We start from the raw sequence: 17273 nt of genomic DNA on the forward strand, positions 1-17273 counted from the left end.
CCGCTCTCATTAAATGAAAATCCCTGCAATTGTCGCCGATAGCACGCTGACCAGCGTTGCGCCATAAAGCAGCTTCATGCCGAAGCGTGCAACGACATTGCCCTGCTTCTCATGCAAGCCTTTTACCGCGCCTGCAATGATGCCGATGGAGGAGAAATTCGCAAAAGAGACGAGAAACACTGATACGACGCCGACTGCTTTGGCCGAAAGATTAGGATATTTGCTAATTTCCAGCATCGCTACAAATTCATTAGAAACCATTTTCGTGGCCATAATGCTTCCCGCATCAACAGCATCTTTCCACGGCACCCCCATAATAAAAGCGAAAGGAGCAAAAATAAATCCAAGAATTTGCTGAAATGAAATGCCGATAGTGCCAAGAAACAAACCATTGATCATTCCGATGAGAGCTATAAAACCGATCAGCATCGCTGCTACGATAATCGCAACCTTGAAGCCGTCCATAATATATTCGCTCAGCATTTCGAAAAAGGTCTGCTTCTCCCCCTCCTCCTGTACTTGCAGCACGTCCTCGCCTTCCTCTACCGTGTACGGGTTAAGAATCGAAGCAATAATAAAGCCGCCGAACAGGTTGAGGACGAGCGCTGTTACGACATATTTCGGGTCCAAAATTTGCATATACGAGCCGACGATCGACATCGATACGGTGGACATCGCCGAGGCGCACAGCGTATACAGGCGATGCTTCGGCAGCAAGCCGATTTGCTTTTTGACCGAAATGAATACTTCCGATTGGCCTAAAATGGCTGAAGCAACCGCATTATACGACTCCAGCTTGCCCATGCCATTCACTTTGCTTAACACATATCCGATGCCCTTTACGATAAAAGGCAGGATTTTCAAGTATTGCAAAATACCAATTAGCGCGGAAATGAAGACGATTGGCAGCAGTACCGACAGGAAGAAGGAAAATTGTCCTTCATTTAAGATGCCGCCAAATACAAAGTTGATTCCTTCCTGCGCATAGGAAAGCAGCTGCTCAAACACGCCGGAAAAACCTTTAATCAGGGTCGCGCCCGCAAACGTATTTAATAGTACAAAAGCAAGAACCACCTGCAAAACGATCATGATGGCGATGGGCTTGAAACGGATGTTTTTCTTATTGTTGCTGACGATATAGGACAATCCTAGCACAACAAGCAAGCCTAATAAAGCAACGATATATTTCATAGTTGTCGTCTCCTATTTTTTCATGATAATGGAAGATGATTGGCTGAATAGAGCGCTTACAAAGTTATGCTGATGCCGCCGCTCTTTCGTTTATCGTGAAAAGCGGGCCGCTCCTTCTAAAGGAGCAGCACCGTGTTCTATGGTTGCTTCATTAATAAGCGGCGCTGGATTGCTCGCCCTGCATTATTTTCACACCGGAGCTTGCCCCAATGCGGGTTGCGCCTGCTTCGATCATTTGGTTCATATCCTCAAGTCCGCGAACGCCGCCCGATGCTTTAACGCCGAGCTTGTCGCCGACTGTTTTGCGCATGAGCGCTACGTCTTCCGCTGTTGCTCCGCCAGTGGAGAAGCCTGTCGAGGTTTTTACGAAATCAGCTCCGGCTTTCACCGAACGCTCGCACGCACGAACCTTTTCTTCATCGGTGAGCAGGCATGTTTCAATAATGACCTTCACAATCGCTTTGCCTGCAGCCGCATCAACAACCGCTTTAATGTCCTGCTCCACGAAATCATCGTTGCCATCTTTCAAAGCGCCAATGTTGATGACCATATCGATTTCATCTGCACCATTTGCAATCGCATTGCTCGTTTCAAAAGCTTTAACTGCGCTCGTTGATGCTCCTAATGGAAAGCCGATAACCGTGCAAACTTTAGACTTGCTTCCTGCTAGCTGTTCGGCGGCAAAAGCGACCCAAGTCGGATTCACACAAACCGAAGCAAATTCATATTGTTTCGCTTCCTCCGTCAGCCTAGCGATCTCAGCTTTCGTCGCATCGGCACGCAGCAGCGTATGATCAATCATTCCAGACAAATTTAACATGACCTGTTCCCCTTCCCCATATACGAATTCCTCAAATACAAACTTATTTTAGCACGAATTTGATCATATGTAAACTTTAATATGGACTTATGTTCAAAAATAAAACAGTAAAATGTCGAATTTCAGTCTTTTCGTCAACCACTTTAATAAATCATCCCTTTATTCTGCATATCACTCATTGAATTATGAACAAATGTGAAATTTAATTTTTAACAAAAAGAAAAACGCCTCCGTAAAATCGTTCCTTCTAGAGGAATCGAATTTTACGAAAGCGTCCTGAATTGCTGCTACTCGCTAAATCTAGCAGCATGAAAAGCTTTAACCTGCTGACGAATTTCCTCAGCCGTGTCGAGATCAAGCACATCGCCGAGAAGCTTGGCGCTATCCTGCACATTTAACCTAGAGAGCGTAAACTTTTGCTTCGTCACGGAAGCCGCATCCATGCTCCATTCATCCAGCTCCATGCCGAGCAGCAGCGGAGCTGCCAGCGGGTCGCCCGCCATTTTGCCGCACATGCCGACCCATTTGCCTTCCTTATGCGCCGCTTGTATCAAGCTGTGAATTGAGCGTATAACCGCCGGATGGAAATAATCATATAAGTGCGCGACCTTCTCGTTCATGCGGTCAACAGCAAGCGTATACTGCACCAGATCATTTGTGCCAATACTGAAAAAGTCGACCTCTTTGGCGAAACGGTCCGCCAGCTGAATGACAGACGGAACCTCGGCCATAATGCCGATTTCCAGTTTTTCGTCAAAGGTGATGCCCTGCCCCTTCAACTCGTCCATGACTTCAAGCGTCAACTGCTTGGCCGCACGGAACTCCTGCATCGAGGATATCATCGGAAACATGATTTTAACGGTACCGAAGGCGCTGGCGCGAACAATCGCCCGCAGCTGGGTGCGAAACAACTCCCGTTCGTTCAGACAGAGGCGGATGGCGCGATTGCCGAGAAATGGATTATCCTCATGCGGCAAATCCCAATAGGACAGCTCCTTGTCCCCGCCAATATCCAGCGTACGAATGACGATAGGCTTGCCCTGCCACGCTTCAGCAAGCTGCTTATATACAGCAAATTGCTTTTCTTCGTCCGGGAAGCGGTCCGCGTTCATGAACAGAAATTCCGTTCGGAACAAGCCGACGCCATCTGCCTCGTCTACAAGCCCTTCACGCATTTCCTCCGGCATGCCAACGTTTACAGCGAGCTCGATCAGCTTGCCATCCTCCGTCTGTGCTGGCAGCAGCCTGTATTTCGCAAGCTTCCCTGCTGCCGATTGCTCCTCCTGCTGCCGTGCTTCATAGGACGAGCGAGTAGCCGCATCGGCATTCAGCACGATAACACCCTCCGTACCGTCAAGGATCAGCTCATCACCATGGCCCAGTTGCTCGAAAGCAGCGCCTGTGCCAACAACCGCAGGAATGCCAAGCGAGCGGGACAAAATCGCAGTATGCGTCGTCTCCCCGCCAACCCGTGTCACAAAGCCGAGCACAATGCTGCGATCAAGCTGCACGGTGACGGAAGGCGTTAAATCCTCCGCTACTAATATAATGGGCTCTGTAATACTCGCCAGATCTGGATAAAATACTTGCTGCAAATGGCTCATGAGCCGATCTGCAACATCCTTCACATCATGAATACGTTCCTTTACGTAAGCATTGTTCATCTTTTCGAACAACGCAGAAAGCTTAGCCAGCACGGTTTGTACCGCTTGTTCAGCGGATGCTTGCTTACGCTTAATTTGACTGCGAATATCGCCGTAAAAGGCGGGATCATCCAGAAAGCTCAGCTGCCCCTCGATAATCGCCGTTTTATCCTTCCCCAGCTTCGCTTCAGATTTGGCAATGATCGTTTTCAGCTCTGCTGCCGACTGACGCTTCGCCTGCTCCAGACGTTCAAGCTCCGCCTCCACCTGCTCAGGCTCAATCCGCTGGGGATAAGCTGCCTCTACAGCAGGTGCGCCATAGATGAACGCTTTCCCGAAGCGGATACCTTCCGAAACGCCGATACCTTTGATACGTTGCTCGCTCATTGTTCTCCGAAACCTTGCTCGAATAGTTCAGCAAGCTTGGCGACAGCCTGCTCCTCATCTTCGCCGTCTGCCGACAGCTTGACTTCAGCGCCTTTTTCCAAACCAAGCGCAATGATGCCGAGTACGCTTTTCGCATTTGCCTCTTGCCCATCTGCCACCTCTACATAAATATCAGCTGCGAATTGTCCCGCTGCATTAGCCAGCACTTGGGCCGGACGCAAATGCAGCCCTTCTTCATTTATGATCGTCAATACACGTGTTTGCATCGCTCTGTCTCCTCCTTTAGTCTCGCTGTGCTTACAGGGCGCTTTCCAATGTTTCCAAAATGTCCGCTGCGCTTTGGCCATCCAGCAGCTCTTGGCGGAAGCTTTCGTGTATCAGCTTGCGCGACACCGAAGCCAAAATCCGCAAATGCTCCTTGCCCGCATCCGATTCCGGAATCGCCAGCAAAATAATCGAAGTGACCGGCTTTCCATCAAGGGAGCCCCAATCAATCGGCTGTGCAAGACGGGCAAACGCTAGGCCAGGCTTGATGACACCAGCGGATTTGCCATGCGGAATCGCGACGCCAAAGCCGATTCCTGTTGAAGCATGCTGCTCACGTGCTTCAACCGAAGCTAGAAAAGCAGTCTCATCGTTCAAATAACCAGCCGCTTGCAGACGCTCAGCAAGCTCTTTAATAACGGCCTTGCGGTCACTGGCGGACGAATCGAGAATAATCGTTTCTATATTTAATAAAGTTTGGGATGACATTGTAATTACCTCCATGGAGTGGGATTTAAGCCGCTGTCGGCTTACTTTTTTTGAGCAAGGATACCGTTACGGCTGTAACAACAGAACCAATGACAATCGCTGCGGCATAAGCGCCGAGATGCGTCACTGCATTTGGAATAGCGAGTACGAATGCCCCGCCATGTGGCGCTTGAAGCGTCGCACCAAACACCATCGATAACGCTCCCGCTACCGCTGAACCGAGTACCGTACCTGGAATGACCCGGAGCGGATCAGCAGCTGCGAAAGGAATAGCTCCTTCAGTAATAAAGGCCAGACCCATTACACCCGCCACTTTTCCTGCGTCGCGCTCTTCTTTGGAAAATTTGTTTTTGCGAATGACGGTAGCAAGCCACAAGCCGAGCGGCGGAGTCATTCCCGCTGCCATAACCGCTGCCATCGGGCCATAAACTTGGCTTGCAAGCAAGCCGACAGCAAATGTATACGCTGCCTTATTAAGCGGCCCGCCCATATCGAACGCCATCATTGCACCAAGCAGCAAGCCGAGCAAAATGGCATTCGTTGAATTTAGACCCGTCAGCCATGTCGTCAAAATATCCATCAGCGTCTTCACTGGTGTTCCTACAACATAAACCATCATCAGCCCGACTATGAGCGTCGATAGCACGGGAATAATTAAGATAGGCTTAATGCCTTCCAGTGATTTCGGCAGCTTGATCGCATGTCGCAGCCATTTTGCCACATAACCGGCAAGAAAGCCTGAAATAATACCGCCAAGGAAGCCGGCTCCCAGCTGGCTGGCCAGCATGCCGCCTACTAGTCCGGGAGCTAGCCCGATCCGGTCTGCGATGGAGAAAGCAATAAAGCCGGACAAAATCGGAATCATCAAGGCAAATGCCGCCCCGCCACCAATGCTCATCAGTGCTGCCGGAAGCGTACCTTCCTCTTGGAACGCTGTTATTCCGAAAATAAACGAAATCGCAATAATGATACCGCCTGCCACCACGAGCGGCAGCATGTTCGATACGCCTGTCATCAAGTGCTTGTAGGCACCGGTTCGAACGGAGCTGCCCTCTTTCTTCGCCTGCTCCTGCATGGGAGCAGCCGCTTGAGCCTGAGCCGCTTCTTTCGCTAGCGCCTGCTCAATCAAGCCTGCCGGATTGCGGATGCCTTCAGCAACGCCCACCTTAATAATCGGCTTGCCTGCGAATCGCGATTCCAATACGTCGGTGTCCGCTGCCAAAATAATAGCATGCGCTTCGGCAATTTCCTCCAGCGTAAGCTCATCCTCTACGCCAAGCGCACCGCGCTTTTCAACCTTTAGCGGAACACCCTTCTCCTCCGCCATCTTAAGCAGAGATTCCGCTGCCATATACGTATGGGCAATGCCTGTGGGGCAAGAAGTTACAGCCAGCAATTTCTTCATGTCAATTCCTCCCTTATGATGTCGCTATTCACTTCGATATAATCACAATGCTTGAATATAAATATCTCCCGCCCGGCTGCGAATTTCCTCGAACTCGCATACTTGGGTTCCCGCTTTGGAAGCCGTTATCGTTCCTGCGGCCGTGCTCCACCTCGCGACATTCTCGAGGCTACTATTTTGCAAAAGAGCCTGCGCAAGCACGGCTACCATCGAATCGCCTGCGCCAACTGTGCTCAGCGCCTCAATAGGGAATGGCTTGGCCAGGTATGCTTCTTCACCGCTCATGACGATGGCCCCATCCGCGCCCATCGAAATGATAACGAGCGTAATCCCCTGGGCAAGCAGTTGTCTTCCCGCCTGTACGATTTCCTCTTCCGTGTCCAGCTTACGCTGCACAAGCTGCTCCAGCTCATAATGATTAGGCTTGACCGCATAAGGAATCGCTTTAATTCCGGTGACCATTGCCTCGCCATCCGCATCAAGAATCGTTCGTACGCCTAGCTTGCGCGCTTTTATAATAAAATCATGATATAGCTCAGGTGGCGCTCCCTTCGGCAAGCTGCCTCCAAGTACGAGTACGGACGCTTTCGGCAGCAGCTCATCCAGCAATTGATCCAGCTCGGCAAGCTGGCTTTCACTAACCGTAAAACCTGGCTCATTCACCTCGGTCGTCGTTCGCTGCTTCTGGTCAACAAGCTTCATATTCGTACGCGTCTCGCCCGGTACTTCAACGAAAGCAGTATGAATGCCCGAACGGTCCAGCTCTCCTATAATTCGTTTGCCTATGCCGCCAGCGATGAATCCAGCAGCGGTGACGCTCGCGCCGAAGGTGTGAACGATTCGCGCCACGTTGATGCCTTTTCCACCAGGGTCAAGGCGGATATCCTCCGCTCGGTTGAGTCCGCCCACCTTCAGCTCCTGAAGCATAATCGTCTTGTCCATGGAAGGATTCAAAGTAAGTGTAATAACTTGCTGCTTGGACATGCTGTTATGTCTCCTTTCCTACCGAGGTTCTATATACCTCTACGCCTCGCTCTTCCAGCTTCCGGGCAAATTCCTCCGGCATCGCCGAATCGGTAATGCATACATCAATATCGCTCCAATCAGCGAAGCGCGAGAAGCTCACCTGATTGACCTTGCTGCTGTCGCTGAGTAAAATAATGCGGTCAGCGCGCTTGATCATTTTGCGCTTGATGTCTCCCTCCACCACGTTCGGCGTGCTGAGCCCTTCCTCCAAGTCCATGCCGTTCGTCGCCATAAACGCCTTGTCAACCTTAATGAAATCCAGGCTGCGCTCAGTAATCGGCCCGACCAATGACAATACGCCAGGCCGGTAAGCACCGCCCAGTACAATGACATCAATGCCTGGCGGCAGCTCCAAATCCTGCGGCAGCATGAGCGAATTAGTAACGACCGTCAGCTTCGTAAACGCTGTCAATTGCTGCATCAAATAAAAAGTGGTCGTGCCGGAATCAAGCAAAATCGTATCTCCATTGCTAATCCATTGGACCGCTTTAGCTGCAATCGCTTTCTTTTGCTCCGTTGATGTAATCTCCCGCTCGGAAAAGCTTGGTTCAAAGTTAACGCTGCGGATTGAGATCGCTCCGCCATGTGTGCGCTTGAGCAGTCCGGCTTCCTCCATCTCCCGCAAATCCCGTCGAATCGTCGACTCCGATACTTGAAATTTTTCACATAGAGCCTGAAGGTCAACGCGCTTCTGTTCTTCCACTAAAGCTAAAATTAAATTTTTGCGTTCCTCGCCAAAAATATTCCTCACCGCCTGTTTGATCGTTTATGAAATCGTTCGCTCATTCAATTGAATGTTTATGAACGTTTTGTTTATAAATCGATTATATTCAGTCATTAACGCGATGTCAAATGGTTTCTTTATCTATTATTTTTACAAACGGTCATACTCAGTCATTTTGTTAGCGTTTTCAAGACAGATGTCCTGTGTCTACCCGTGACGATTCGCTCATTGCTATTTTTAAGGGTAAACCTATAAAATAAGACAAGGACAAAAAAATCAATTATTGCGAGGTGTTACCTTATGCAGCCAACACTTGAAACAGAACGATTGATTTTGAGAGCTTTTAACTTAGCCGACGCAAGCAGGGTCCAGAAACTAGCCGGCAATATTGAAGTAGCAAGCACAACATTGTCTATACCTTACCCTTATCCTGACGGGGCAGCCGAGGAATGGATTAGCACCAATACAATTAGAGCAAGCAATGGAGAGGGATTTCCTTTCGCAGTAACCCGCAAAGACGACCATGCCTTAATCGGCTGTATGAGCTTGAATCTAAGCAAGCCGGATCAGCGAGGCGAGCTGTCCTACTGGTCAGGAAAGCCTTATTGGGGACATGGCTATGCGACAGAAGCGGCTAAGCGTGTTATCCAATTCGGCTTTGAGCAGTTGGAGTTAAATAAAATAATGGCAGCAGCCATGGCTAAAAACCCTTCTTCCTCCAATGTCATGAAAAAAGTCGGGATGAAATATGAAGGTGAATTCAAGCAGCATATTTTCAAATGGGGTGAATTTGAGGACTTGGTCTTTTACGGATTGACAAGGGCGGATTATGAGCAGCTGAATCGTTAATTTTTGAATAACTGCAAGTCTGCGATAAAGGCATATCTTCAGAAATAAAAAATCTTTAATGCAACGAAAGAAAAGGAGGGCAGCTGCCCTCCTCTTCTTCTGCTTACGAGCTTATGATTTGTGACGACTTTTTAAAATTTCAACCTCTTCTTCCACCTTCGCAATCATGTTCCGATGGGCGTCAAGCCGATCAACGATTACAGACGACACTTCCTCGGTAATGCGCGCTGTCTGCTCAAAGGTTGCTTCAAGCTTTAATTCCATACGTTCCAGTTGCTCATTCACTTTTCTGAAGCCTTCACGCTGACTATCAGCAAGCGCCTGATGACTTTCAGTAAGTGCTTGATGACTTTCAGTAAGTGCTTGCTGACTTTCAGTAAGTGCTTGCTGACTTTCAGCAAGTGCTTGCTGACTACTAGCAAGCGATTGTTGACCTTCTTCCAACGTTCCGACCCGTTCGTTAATGATCTTAACGACAGAAAGCAACTCCTTCAAAGTTGATTCAATAATTTTGTTTTCCATCAAGTCAACCGACCTTTCACTTAAATTAAGTTTAGTATGATGGAAGATTCGGAAGACGTCAAATTGCCACTGGCTTAGCAAATTTGACAAAATAGAATTAATGTGTTTGGTGATTTAAAAACTATTTTCAACCTTTATTATCCTCGTTCAAAGGGCTTGCCTCCCTGGCTTGCAGACCTGTTGAGGCAAGGATTATTTTGCAAACAATAGAAGCAAATCTTCTTAATAAAATCATGTAAACCCCACTATAAAAAATAAGAGAAGGGCAGCCGCCCTCCTCTTATTTTCACTCTCGTTATACAGCAATTCAAGCACAAATCGCTCTTTACATTAACACTTATACCCGACTGATTAGGAACTCAAAAGCCAGCTCCTGATCCGCTTGGATCAAATATTCATCATGGACAGGCGCGCCCCAGCTGTCGTCTCCGCCGACACCCATTTGTCTGCCTGCTACCGTTACGACCGTATAATGAACGTTTGGAAGCTCATGGTGATGCTGCGCACTCTCCAGCTCAAATGCGGTATAAGGCGCAATATTGCATTCCACAGGCTGAGTCGCTGGTGCCGAAATGCGAATGCCTCGTCCGAGATCATTCGTAATGCTTACGCGGCGGACGCCCGTACGATTGCCCGACTCTTGCGGGACAACATAACCGGATACATTATCTGCGGCAACGTTTTGGAATTCGCCAAGGCGCGCCCCGAATGCACGGTCAATGTAGTTTTCGTCCGGACCCATCGCATACCAGTCCAGCTTATGATAATCCGCAGGCACCTTGAACGAAAGAGCGAAAATCGGCAGCTTCGGCAAATTCGCCGCTCCCTCATAACGCGATTTCACTTGCACGCTTCCGTCACCCAGCACCGTATAGGCCACTGTCACCAATACATCGGCGCTAATGCTAAGACGATATTGGAACGTCACCGTTGCTGTTCCCGCCTCTTCTGTCAAAACAACGCTAATGCATTTGCGTGTCAAGCTGGCAGCAAACCACATGCCGGAATCAAAACCAAGCGAAAATCCTTTGTCATTATCCGTCGTTGCCCGCCAGAACAGCGGAGCCGGAGGCAGTGCAATCATCTCTTTGCCCGCATAGTTGACCGAGGTCAGCGTGCCTGCCTGCTTGGAGAACATGATGCTGAAATCGCGGCCATGCACACCGATGTTGACATCGCCTTCTACGACGCGCAGTTCTCCTGCTGGAAGGATCGCAGCTTCCTTTTGCTCCACTAAAAATAAAAATTGTCCGAACGACAGCTCATGTCCTGCATCCGCCCAAAGCGTGCTTTCCTTCAGCTGCAAGGACGCGTGGATAACATACTCACCCGCTTGCTCTACCGCCGGAAGCGCAACTGGAATGTAGGCTTCGCTTTGTGCAGCTACGTTAACTTCGCTTACGCTGCGGAAAATTTCCGCGCCTTCCAGATGCAGCTTAATGACCAGCTCATAAGCAGCTGTTCCTTCAAATAGATTTTCATTGACGATTTTCACGCCTTCGCGGTCAGGAAGCAGCTTGATGTTCTGGTAGAGGAACTTCACTTCCTGCATTTTCGGTGATACTTTCCGATCGGCATAGACGATACCGTTCGTACAGAAATTATAATCGGTTGCACGGTCGTCGAAGTCGCCGCCATACGCGAGGAACTCTTTGCCGAAGCGGTCTTTTTTCACAATGACCTGATCGATGTAATCCCAAATAAAGCCGCCTTGGTACAACGCATATTTTTGCTCAAGCTCTGTATATTTGTGCATGCCGCCAACCGAGTTGCCCATTGCATGCATGTATTCGCAGCTGATGTAAGGCTTTTGTGGATTATCGTTCAAATAAAGCTCGATATCTGCTGGCTTCGCATACATGCGGCTCTCCATGTCGCTCGTGGCGTCATAGTCGCGATTATGGAATACACCTTCATAATGAACGAGGCGGCTAGGGTCAGCGCTGCGGAAATAGTTCGAAACGTTCAGCAGCACCTCGCCTGCGTAAGCTTCATTGCCGACCGACCAGATTAAAATGGATGGGTGGTTTTTGTCACGCTCGACCATAGAAATCGCCCGATCCATCACGATATCCTGCCATTCTGGCTTATTCGCAGGAACGTTCCACGATGGCTCAACAGCACCCATTTTTTGCCATGAGCCATGCGTTTCCAAATTCATTTCGTCAATGACATACAGTCCATACACGTCACACAGCTCATACCATAACGATTGGTTCGGGTAATGGGAGGTGCGAACAGCATTTAGATTGTTTTGCTTCATCGTCTTAATATCCCACAGCATATCGCCTGCCGTAATCGCCCGTCCTCTGCGGGGATTAAATTCGTGGCGGTTAACGCCTTTGAAAACAATCCGTTTGCCGTTGATATGCATCACTTTATCGATCATCTCGAATTTGCGGAAGCCTACGCGCTGCGGAACTACTTCAAGGAGTTCGCCTGCAGCATTATAAACTTCTACGTACAGTTTATATAAATATGGATTTTCCGCATTCCACAGCGACACCGCTCCTGCATCAAGCGAAGCCGTCCATGCCGCAGCTTCAGTTGCCTTTGCAGCTCCAACCGCTACCTTATGTCCATCTGCATCCTTCAGTACAAGCTTCATGCTTGCGCCTTCAACCGCACCGCTCAGCTTCAAATCTACCAGCAGCTTGCCTTGCTCATAAGCCGCATCAAGCTCCGTTTTTACAAACAGGTCACGAACATGGATCGCTGGAACGGTATACAAATAGACGTCGCGGAAAATACCGGAAAACCGCCAAAAATCCTGATCCTCGAGCCAGCTTCCCGTGCTGCGCTGATAAACTTCAACTGCGAGCCTGTTGTCTCCCTCCTGCAAATATGGAGTCAAATCAAATTCGGCCGGTGTAAAGCTGTCCTCGCTGTAGCCAACGAATTGTCCATTCAGCCATACATAGAAGGCCGATTCTACGCCTTGAAAAGATATATATACCGGCTTGCCCAGCATGTTCTGCGGCACGGAAAAATGCTTTACATAGCTTCCAACGGGATTATCATTTTCTGAAATTGCCGGCGGACGCAGCTCATGATGTCCATCCCATGGATACATCGTATTTACATATTGCGGCTTGCCGAAGCCTTGAAGCTGAATATGGCCTGGCACCTCGATCGCTTCCCAGCTGTCGCTATTAAAATTTTGCTCGTAAAAAGAAGCCGGACGATCAGCAGGTCTCACAGCATAGTTGAACTTCCAGCTGCCATTCAGGCTGTGGCGCAGACGCATGCTGCCATCTGCCTCCGCCTCTGCTGCGGTTTCATAATAACGGTGATCGGAATGGGCAGGCAGGCGGTTAACAGCAAATACACTTACATCAGTTAGCCAGTCGAGGCTCGGTTTTGCAGTAGTCATAAAATAATTCCTCCATAACGTAGATGATAAGTCAGGCGGCTGCATGCTCGGCATGCAGCCGCCTATCCCTTGCTTTTAAGTTAATTATTTGACCGAACCGGTCATACCCGCTACAAAATGTCTTTGCATCAGGAAGAATACAAGCGCTGTCGGAATCGTTGAAATAACGATTGCCATCATGATCATGCCGTAATCCGGCGTGTAGCTGGAGCCCAGATTGGAGATCAGCATTGGAATGGTACGCTTGTCTGGCGATTGCAGCACGATAAGCGGCCACAAGTAGTTGTTCCAGCTCGACATGAACGTAATAATTCCCGCTGCCGCATACGTCGTTTTCATCGTCGGCACATAAATGCGGAAGAACAGGGCCAGCTCGTTCAAGCCATCAATACGGCCTGCTTCAAGCAGCTCTTTCGGAAACATTTTAGTGTTTTGACGGAAAAAGAAGATGAGAAACGCTGTCGTCATCGTCGGCAGCACTACGCCCGAAAGGGTATCAAGCCCTAGAAACGGGACGCTGCTCGAAATTCCCGCGAACATTTGATAGAGCGGAACCATAATCGCCGCGAACGGAATCATCATCGACAGCAGCAAAATTGTGAAGACGATGTCCTTCGCCTTGCTTTTGTAAATTTCAAAGCCGTACCCTGCAAGCGAAGCAATCAGCATCGCCAGCAGCGTCGTCGAAATGGAGATTTTAGCCGAGTTCATGAGCGCCGGCACAATGTCGACCGAGCTGAACAAGTTATTAATATTTTCAATAAGCTTGCTGCCTGGAAGCAGTCTGCCCTGCGTTACATCTGAGGAGCTGTTCGTCGCGCTGACGATCATCCACAGAAACGGGAAAATGGAAATGAACGCTGCAACGCTGAGAAAAATATAAACCGATACCCGTTTTAGCTTATCCATTTTTATCACCTGCCGCTTTAAACTGAACAAATGCCAAAATAATAATCATAATTACGATAGAATAAGACACCGTTGCTGCATATCCGAAATCTGCGGAATATTTGAAGGACAGATTGTAAATGTACTGGGAGATGGACATAGACGCGTTACCCGGTCCGCCCTTCGTAATGTTCACAACCTCGTCGAACAGCTGCAGTGTACCGATAGTCGATGTAATGGATGTAAATAAAATAATAGGTTTAAGCAATGGCATTGTAATACCGAAAAACTGTCTCGTCGAGGAAGCTCCGTCGATTTTGGCAGCCTCATAAATCGAATGGTCAATATTTTGCAGAGCTGATAGATAGAAAATCATGTTGTAGCCCGTCCAGCGCCATGTAATGGCAATAATAACCGTAATTTTAGCCCAAAATGGATCTGTTATCCATTGAATAGGCGTGCCAATCAGATGCAGCTTGAGCAGCAATTGGTTCACAAGGCCGTCGCCTGCGAATAAGTATTTGAATATAACCGAGTAGGCAACAAGTGAAGTAACCGCCGGCAGGAATATCGCTGTGCGGAAAAAGCCCTTCAGCTTCAGCTTGCTGTCATTGAGCAGCACGGAAATAAACATGGCCAGCACAATCATAACCGGTACTTGAATGATCAGATAAATAAATGTATTCTTTAACGCCACACGGAACGTCTGATCACTGAATAGACGAATGTAGTTGTCAAAACCAACGTAGTGGAGGTTCATCCCTTTGCCTGATTTGAACGAGAGAAGAAGCGCTTGAATCATTGGGTAAAAATAAAAGGATGCGATTAGCACGACGGCAACGATGACGAACAGCCATCCCGTCAAGTTAGCTCGATTACGAATTTTTATGCCAGGCTGCGCTGATTTCACGAAAGCCTAACCCCTTTCTTCACGGAAATAAAATCTCGGGGCAATCGCCGCCCCCGCCCATCCAAGCACGAGCTTTTCTGGCGAGGGCTTGTGATCACCCAAGATTTTATTCATCTGCCGTATGGTCGAATTTATTTAACTTGTGTTTCTGCTTGAGCTTGAGCATCAGCCAATACTTGATCGATTGCTTTGCCGCCCATGAAGTTTTGCATTTCTACAACAAGAATGTCCTCGATTGCATACGTATGCATACCGTAGTTAACTCTTGGAATTTCAGCTGTCCATTTTGCAAAATCAGCTACAACTTTTTGTCCGCCGAAGAAATCGTCAGCTGCTTTGTAAGCTTCGCCGTCAGCTGCTGCTTTCAGTGTGCCGATTGCGCCGATATCTGTAGCAAGCTTCTGGTACAGATCCACATCGGAACCGAATGTTTCTTTCAAAAATTCAGCTGCCGCTTCCTTGCCATCAACGTTCATTACATACCACGAGCTGCCGCCAAGGTTCGAAGCGCGAACGGAATCAGCGTTGTTCGCCAGTTTAGGGAACGGTACAACCGCCCATTTGCCGGACTGCGATGCTTCTGCTTTAACCGAAGCGGTAATCCAGTTGCCCGTTGGAACGCTTGCTACTTCGCCGCTGTTAAACGCACCTACAAACTGGCTCCAGTCGGAAGTCACTTTTACAATGTCCGCTTCCATCAGTTTCTTGTACGTTTCAAACGCTTCTTTCAAAGCCGGGTTGCCTGCCAGATCCGGCGTTACGCCGTCATCTTTCAAATACCACGAGCCAGCGGATTGAATCATCATACGAATCAGGCCAAGATCGTTAGGATCTTGTGTCAGCAGTTGTTTGCCTGTTTTAGCTTTTACTGCTTTGCCGATTTCGATCAATTGGTTCCAGTCCAGCTCTTGCAGATCAGCTACTTTGTAGCCAGCTTGCTCCAAGTAGTCTGTTCTTACATAAAGACCAGTTACACCGGAGTCGAATGGTACGCCGTATTGTTTGCCGTCAAGGCTTGTCGGTCCGATTTTGTAATCGGCAAAGTCTGCCGGTTTGATGTAATCCGTTAGGTCAAAGAAAGCATCCGGGTAAGCTTGCAAGAAGCTTTGCGCACGGTAATCTTCAATCAAAATAATGGTTGGAAGGCCTTTCGTTGTACCCGAGTTTAGACCTGCATTCAGCTTTTGAATAATGTCAGCTTGTGCATTTTCAACAATGTTAAGTTTTACGCCGGAATCAGGGTGCTTAGCGGCATAAGCCTCACCCGCACGCTCCATAGCGCCGATGTTAAACGTTTTGTCCCAAGCCCAAACGGTAAGTTCTTTTGTAGCGTCTCCGCTGCCTGTGTTTGTAGCATCGTTTGTTTTAGCTGAACATGCTGTGAGCAGCACGAAGCTGGCCAATAGGATGGCAAGCATTTTTTTCACGAAACCCAACCCCTTTATTATTGTCTGCGTAACTGAAAGCGTTTGCCGGCTAACGTTATTCATTATAACAATCTGTTTATTGCATTCGATAGCAATATCTTTATAGGGATTTGTTATTCTTTTATTTGATATACAACAGTGATTTTTTACCAATAGTAATTAATTTGCTTATTGGTAATATATTTAGACACTTGATGGGAAGGAATAGATACTTCTGGTAAAGATTGGCTGCGCTGCGTGAAAACATTTAAAGGTGGGGATCCAATAACCAAGACGTGCGCGCAAGCGTTTTCTCCTACCAAATCCTTTTCACTCCGCTCCGCCTCCCCCATCCGGCTTCTCTTCACTCTACATCGTTCTTTTTCTTGGACAATCATGCCTTGTATATGAATTTTGCTCCATCGACAGTCTGATTATACACCCAGCAAGCATTCACAAGCGCTATCCAAAAAAAACAGTGGCTGATGCAGGTTTAACCTGACAGCCACTGTTTTTCAATAATGAGCAAGCTCATTTTTCGTCTTTTGCAGAACGAAATCGGCATTTTAATATAAACTTTTGTTAATTTTCTGAACCAAATAGTCAAACCTTGGTGACATCAGCTCATCATCTACAACCTCCAGCTTTTCAGGCTTGAACAATTGGAGTTTTTTTAAGATGTAGTAATCAGAGAGTACCTGATGCACCGACAGCTGATTCTCCACTAAATATTTAACATCAATCATGCTCTGCAATAGCTCATCCTGCAAAATCAACAGCTTGCCGCTGATTTTATTAAATATACCTTTTTGTACCCCCTCTGCATAAAAGTCCAGCAATTGCTGCTCCCGTTTCTGCATCGCATTTTTTAGCCGATCATAACCGTTTGGATAGCTGTCCGTCAGTTCCTTTAGGAACACATCTGTGATGTTTACTGCAAGCAAGACAGACTGCTCAAAGAGTCGTTGGAAGCGGATCCCATAGCTTCGTTCACTTTCCATCTCATCCCCAACGAGCTCATTAATATAGGTTACAAAACCCTCTACAAGTCCCCCAATAATCTCTTCTTTCGCGGAAAAATATTTATAAAGAGTGGCTCGGCTCACATCCATAATTTTCGCAATATCATCCATCCGTAAAGCTTGAAAGCCGTTTTTAAGAACATACGGCATCAATTTTACGATTAGTCTCAATCTGGTCTCGTTTAGTTTATCATTGACTTTATTCTCATCGTGCATTTCAAATGCCCCCTCATATCTGTTTAGTATACCTGATCCCACCTCTAGAATAAACACAGTCCACGAACGAAACATATAAAATAGACAAAAAGAATATATTTTGTTTGAATTGTATAAACCCTTATGATATGATGATTT

Annotated in this window: 15 protein-coding genes; 1 reads left to right on the plus strand and 14 read right to left on the minus strand. The window is 47.8% G+C overall.

Features of this window, described 5'->3' with window-relative positions:
• Positions 1–9: 9 nt before the first annotated feature.
• The 8 genes from WH37_RS26915 to WH37_RS26950 form a co-directional block, all read right to left on the minus strand.
• Positions 10–1191, minus strand: a complete 1182-nt coding sequence (locus WH37_RS26915) for a NupC/NupG family nucleoside CNT transporter (protein ID WP_046233745.1) — start codon at positions 1189–1191, stop codon at positions 10–12.
• A 151-nt stretch (positions 1192–1342) separates the two neighbouring features.
• Positions 1343–2011 (minus strand): deoxyribose-phosphate aldolase, encoded by a 669-nt coding sequence (gene deoC, locus WH37_RS26920; RefSeq protein WP_046233746.1) that lies wholly within the window; start codon positions 2009–2011, stop codon positions 1343–1345.
• Between the two features lie 287 nt (positions 2012–2298).
• Positions 2299–4041 (minus strand): phosphoenolpyruvate--protein phosphotransferase, encoded by a 1743-nt coding sequence (gene ptsP / locus WH37_RS26925; RefSeq protein WP_046233747.1) that lies wholly within the window; start codon positions 4039–4041, stop codon positions 2299–2301.
• Positions 4038–4307: an HPr family phosphocarrier protein gene (locus WH37_RS26930; protein WP_046233748.1), complete on the minus strand. Its 270-nt coding sequence runs from the start codon at positions 4305–4307 to the stop codon at positions 4038–4040. The genes ptsP and WH37_RS26930 overlap by 4 nt, the downstream gene beginning before the upstream one ends.
• Before the next feature lie 31 nt (positions 4308–4338).
• The gene (locus tag WH37_RS26935; RefSeq protein ID WP_046233749.1) at positions 4339–4794 is read right to left on the minus strand and encodes a PTS sugar transporter subunit IIA; all 456 of its coding nucleotides are present in this window, start codon (positions 4792–4794) and stop codon (positions 4339–4341) included.
• Positions 4795–4819: 25 nt separating this feature from the next.
• Positions 4820–6199, minus strand: coding sequence for a PTS fructose transporter subunit IIC (locus tag WH37_RS26940; RefSeq protein WP_046233750.1), 1380 nt, complete (start codon positions 6197–6199; stop codon positions 4820–4822).
• Positions 6200–6241: 42 nt separating this feature from the next.
• Positions 6242–7183, minus strand: coding sequence for a 1-phosphofructokinase (pfkB, locus tag WH37_RS26945; RefSeq protein WP_046233751.1), 942 nt, complete (start codon positions 7181–7183; stop codon positions 6242–6244).
• A 4-nt stretch (positions 7184–7187) separates the two neighbouring features.
• Positions 7188–7976, minus strand: coding sequence for a DeoR/GlpR family DNA-binding transcription regulator (locus WH37_RS26950; protein ID WP_231594381.1), 789 nt, complete (start codon positions 7974–7976; stop codon positions 7188–7190).
• 273 nt (positions 7977–8249) lie between these two features.
• On the opposite strand from WH37_RS26950, the gene WH37_RS26955 reads away from it, so the two are divergent.
• Positions 8250–8798: a GNAT family N-acetyltransferase gene (locus WH37_RS26955; protein ID WP_046233752.1), complete on the plus strand. Its 549-nt coding sequence runs from the start codon at positions 8250–8252 to the stop codon at positions 8796–8798.
• A gap of 111 nt (positions 8799–8909) precedes the next feature.
• On the opposite strand, the gene WH37_RS26960 is transcribed toward WH37_RS26955, so the two are convergent.
• The 6 genes from WH37_RS26960 to WH37_RS26990 all read right to left on the minus strand — a co-directional run bounded on the left by WH37_RS26960 (position 8910) and on the right by WH37_RS26990 (position 17135).
• Positions 8910–9320 carry a hypothetical protein gene (locus WH37_RS26960; protein WP_046233753.1) on the minus strand — a complete coding sequence of 137 codons (411 nt, stop codon included), beginning with the start codon at positions 9318–9320 and terminating at the stop codon, positions 8910–8912.
• Between the two features lie 337 nt (positions 9321–9657).
• Positions 9658–12693 carry a beta-galactosidase, LacZ type gene (gene lacZ, locus WH37_RS26965; protein WP_046233754.1) on the minus strand — a complete coding sequence of 1012 codons (3036 nt, stop codon included), beginning with the start codon at positions 12691–12693 and terminating at the stop codon, positions 9658–9660.
• Positions 12694–12777: 84 nt separating this feature from the next.
• A complete protein-coding gene (locus WH37_RS26970; RefSeq protein WP_046233755.1) occupies positions 12778–13602 on the minus strand; it encodes a carbohydrate ABC transporter permease in 825 nt (274 codons plus the stop codon).
• Positions 13595–14491, minus strand: a complete 897-nt coding sequence (locus WH37_RS26975; RefSeq protein WP_046233756.1) for a carbohydrate ABC transporter permease — start codon at positions 14489–14491, stop codon at positions 13595–13597. Before WH37_RS26975 ends, WH37_RS26970 begins: the two co-directional genes overlap by 8 nt.
• A gap of 131 nt (positions 14492–14622) precedes the next feature.
• Positions 14623–15918: an ABC transporter substrate-binding protein gene (locus WH37_RS26980; RefSeq protein WP_046233757.1), complete on the minus strand. Its 1296-nt coding sequence runs from the start codon at positions 15916–15918 to the stop codon at positions 14623–14625.
• A 545-nt stretch (positions 15919–16463) separates the two neighbouring features.
• On the minus strand, positions 16464–17135 hold the full coding sequence (locus WH37_RS26990) for a TetR/AcrR family transcriptional regulator (RefSeq protein ID WP_046233759.1): 672 nt from the start codon (positions 17133–17135) through the stop codon (positions 16464–16466).
• Between the last annotated feature and the right edge of the window lie 138 nt (positions 17136–17273).

This window comes from Paenibacillus algorifonticola, assembly GCF_000971975.1.
GTDB lineage: Bacteria > Bacillota > Bacilli > Paenibacillales > Paenibacillaceae > Pristimantibacillus > Pristimantibacillus algorifonticola.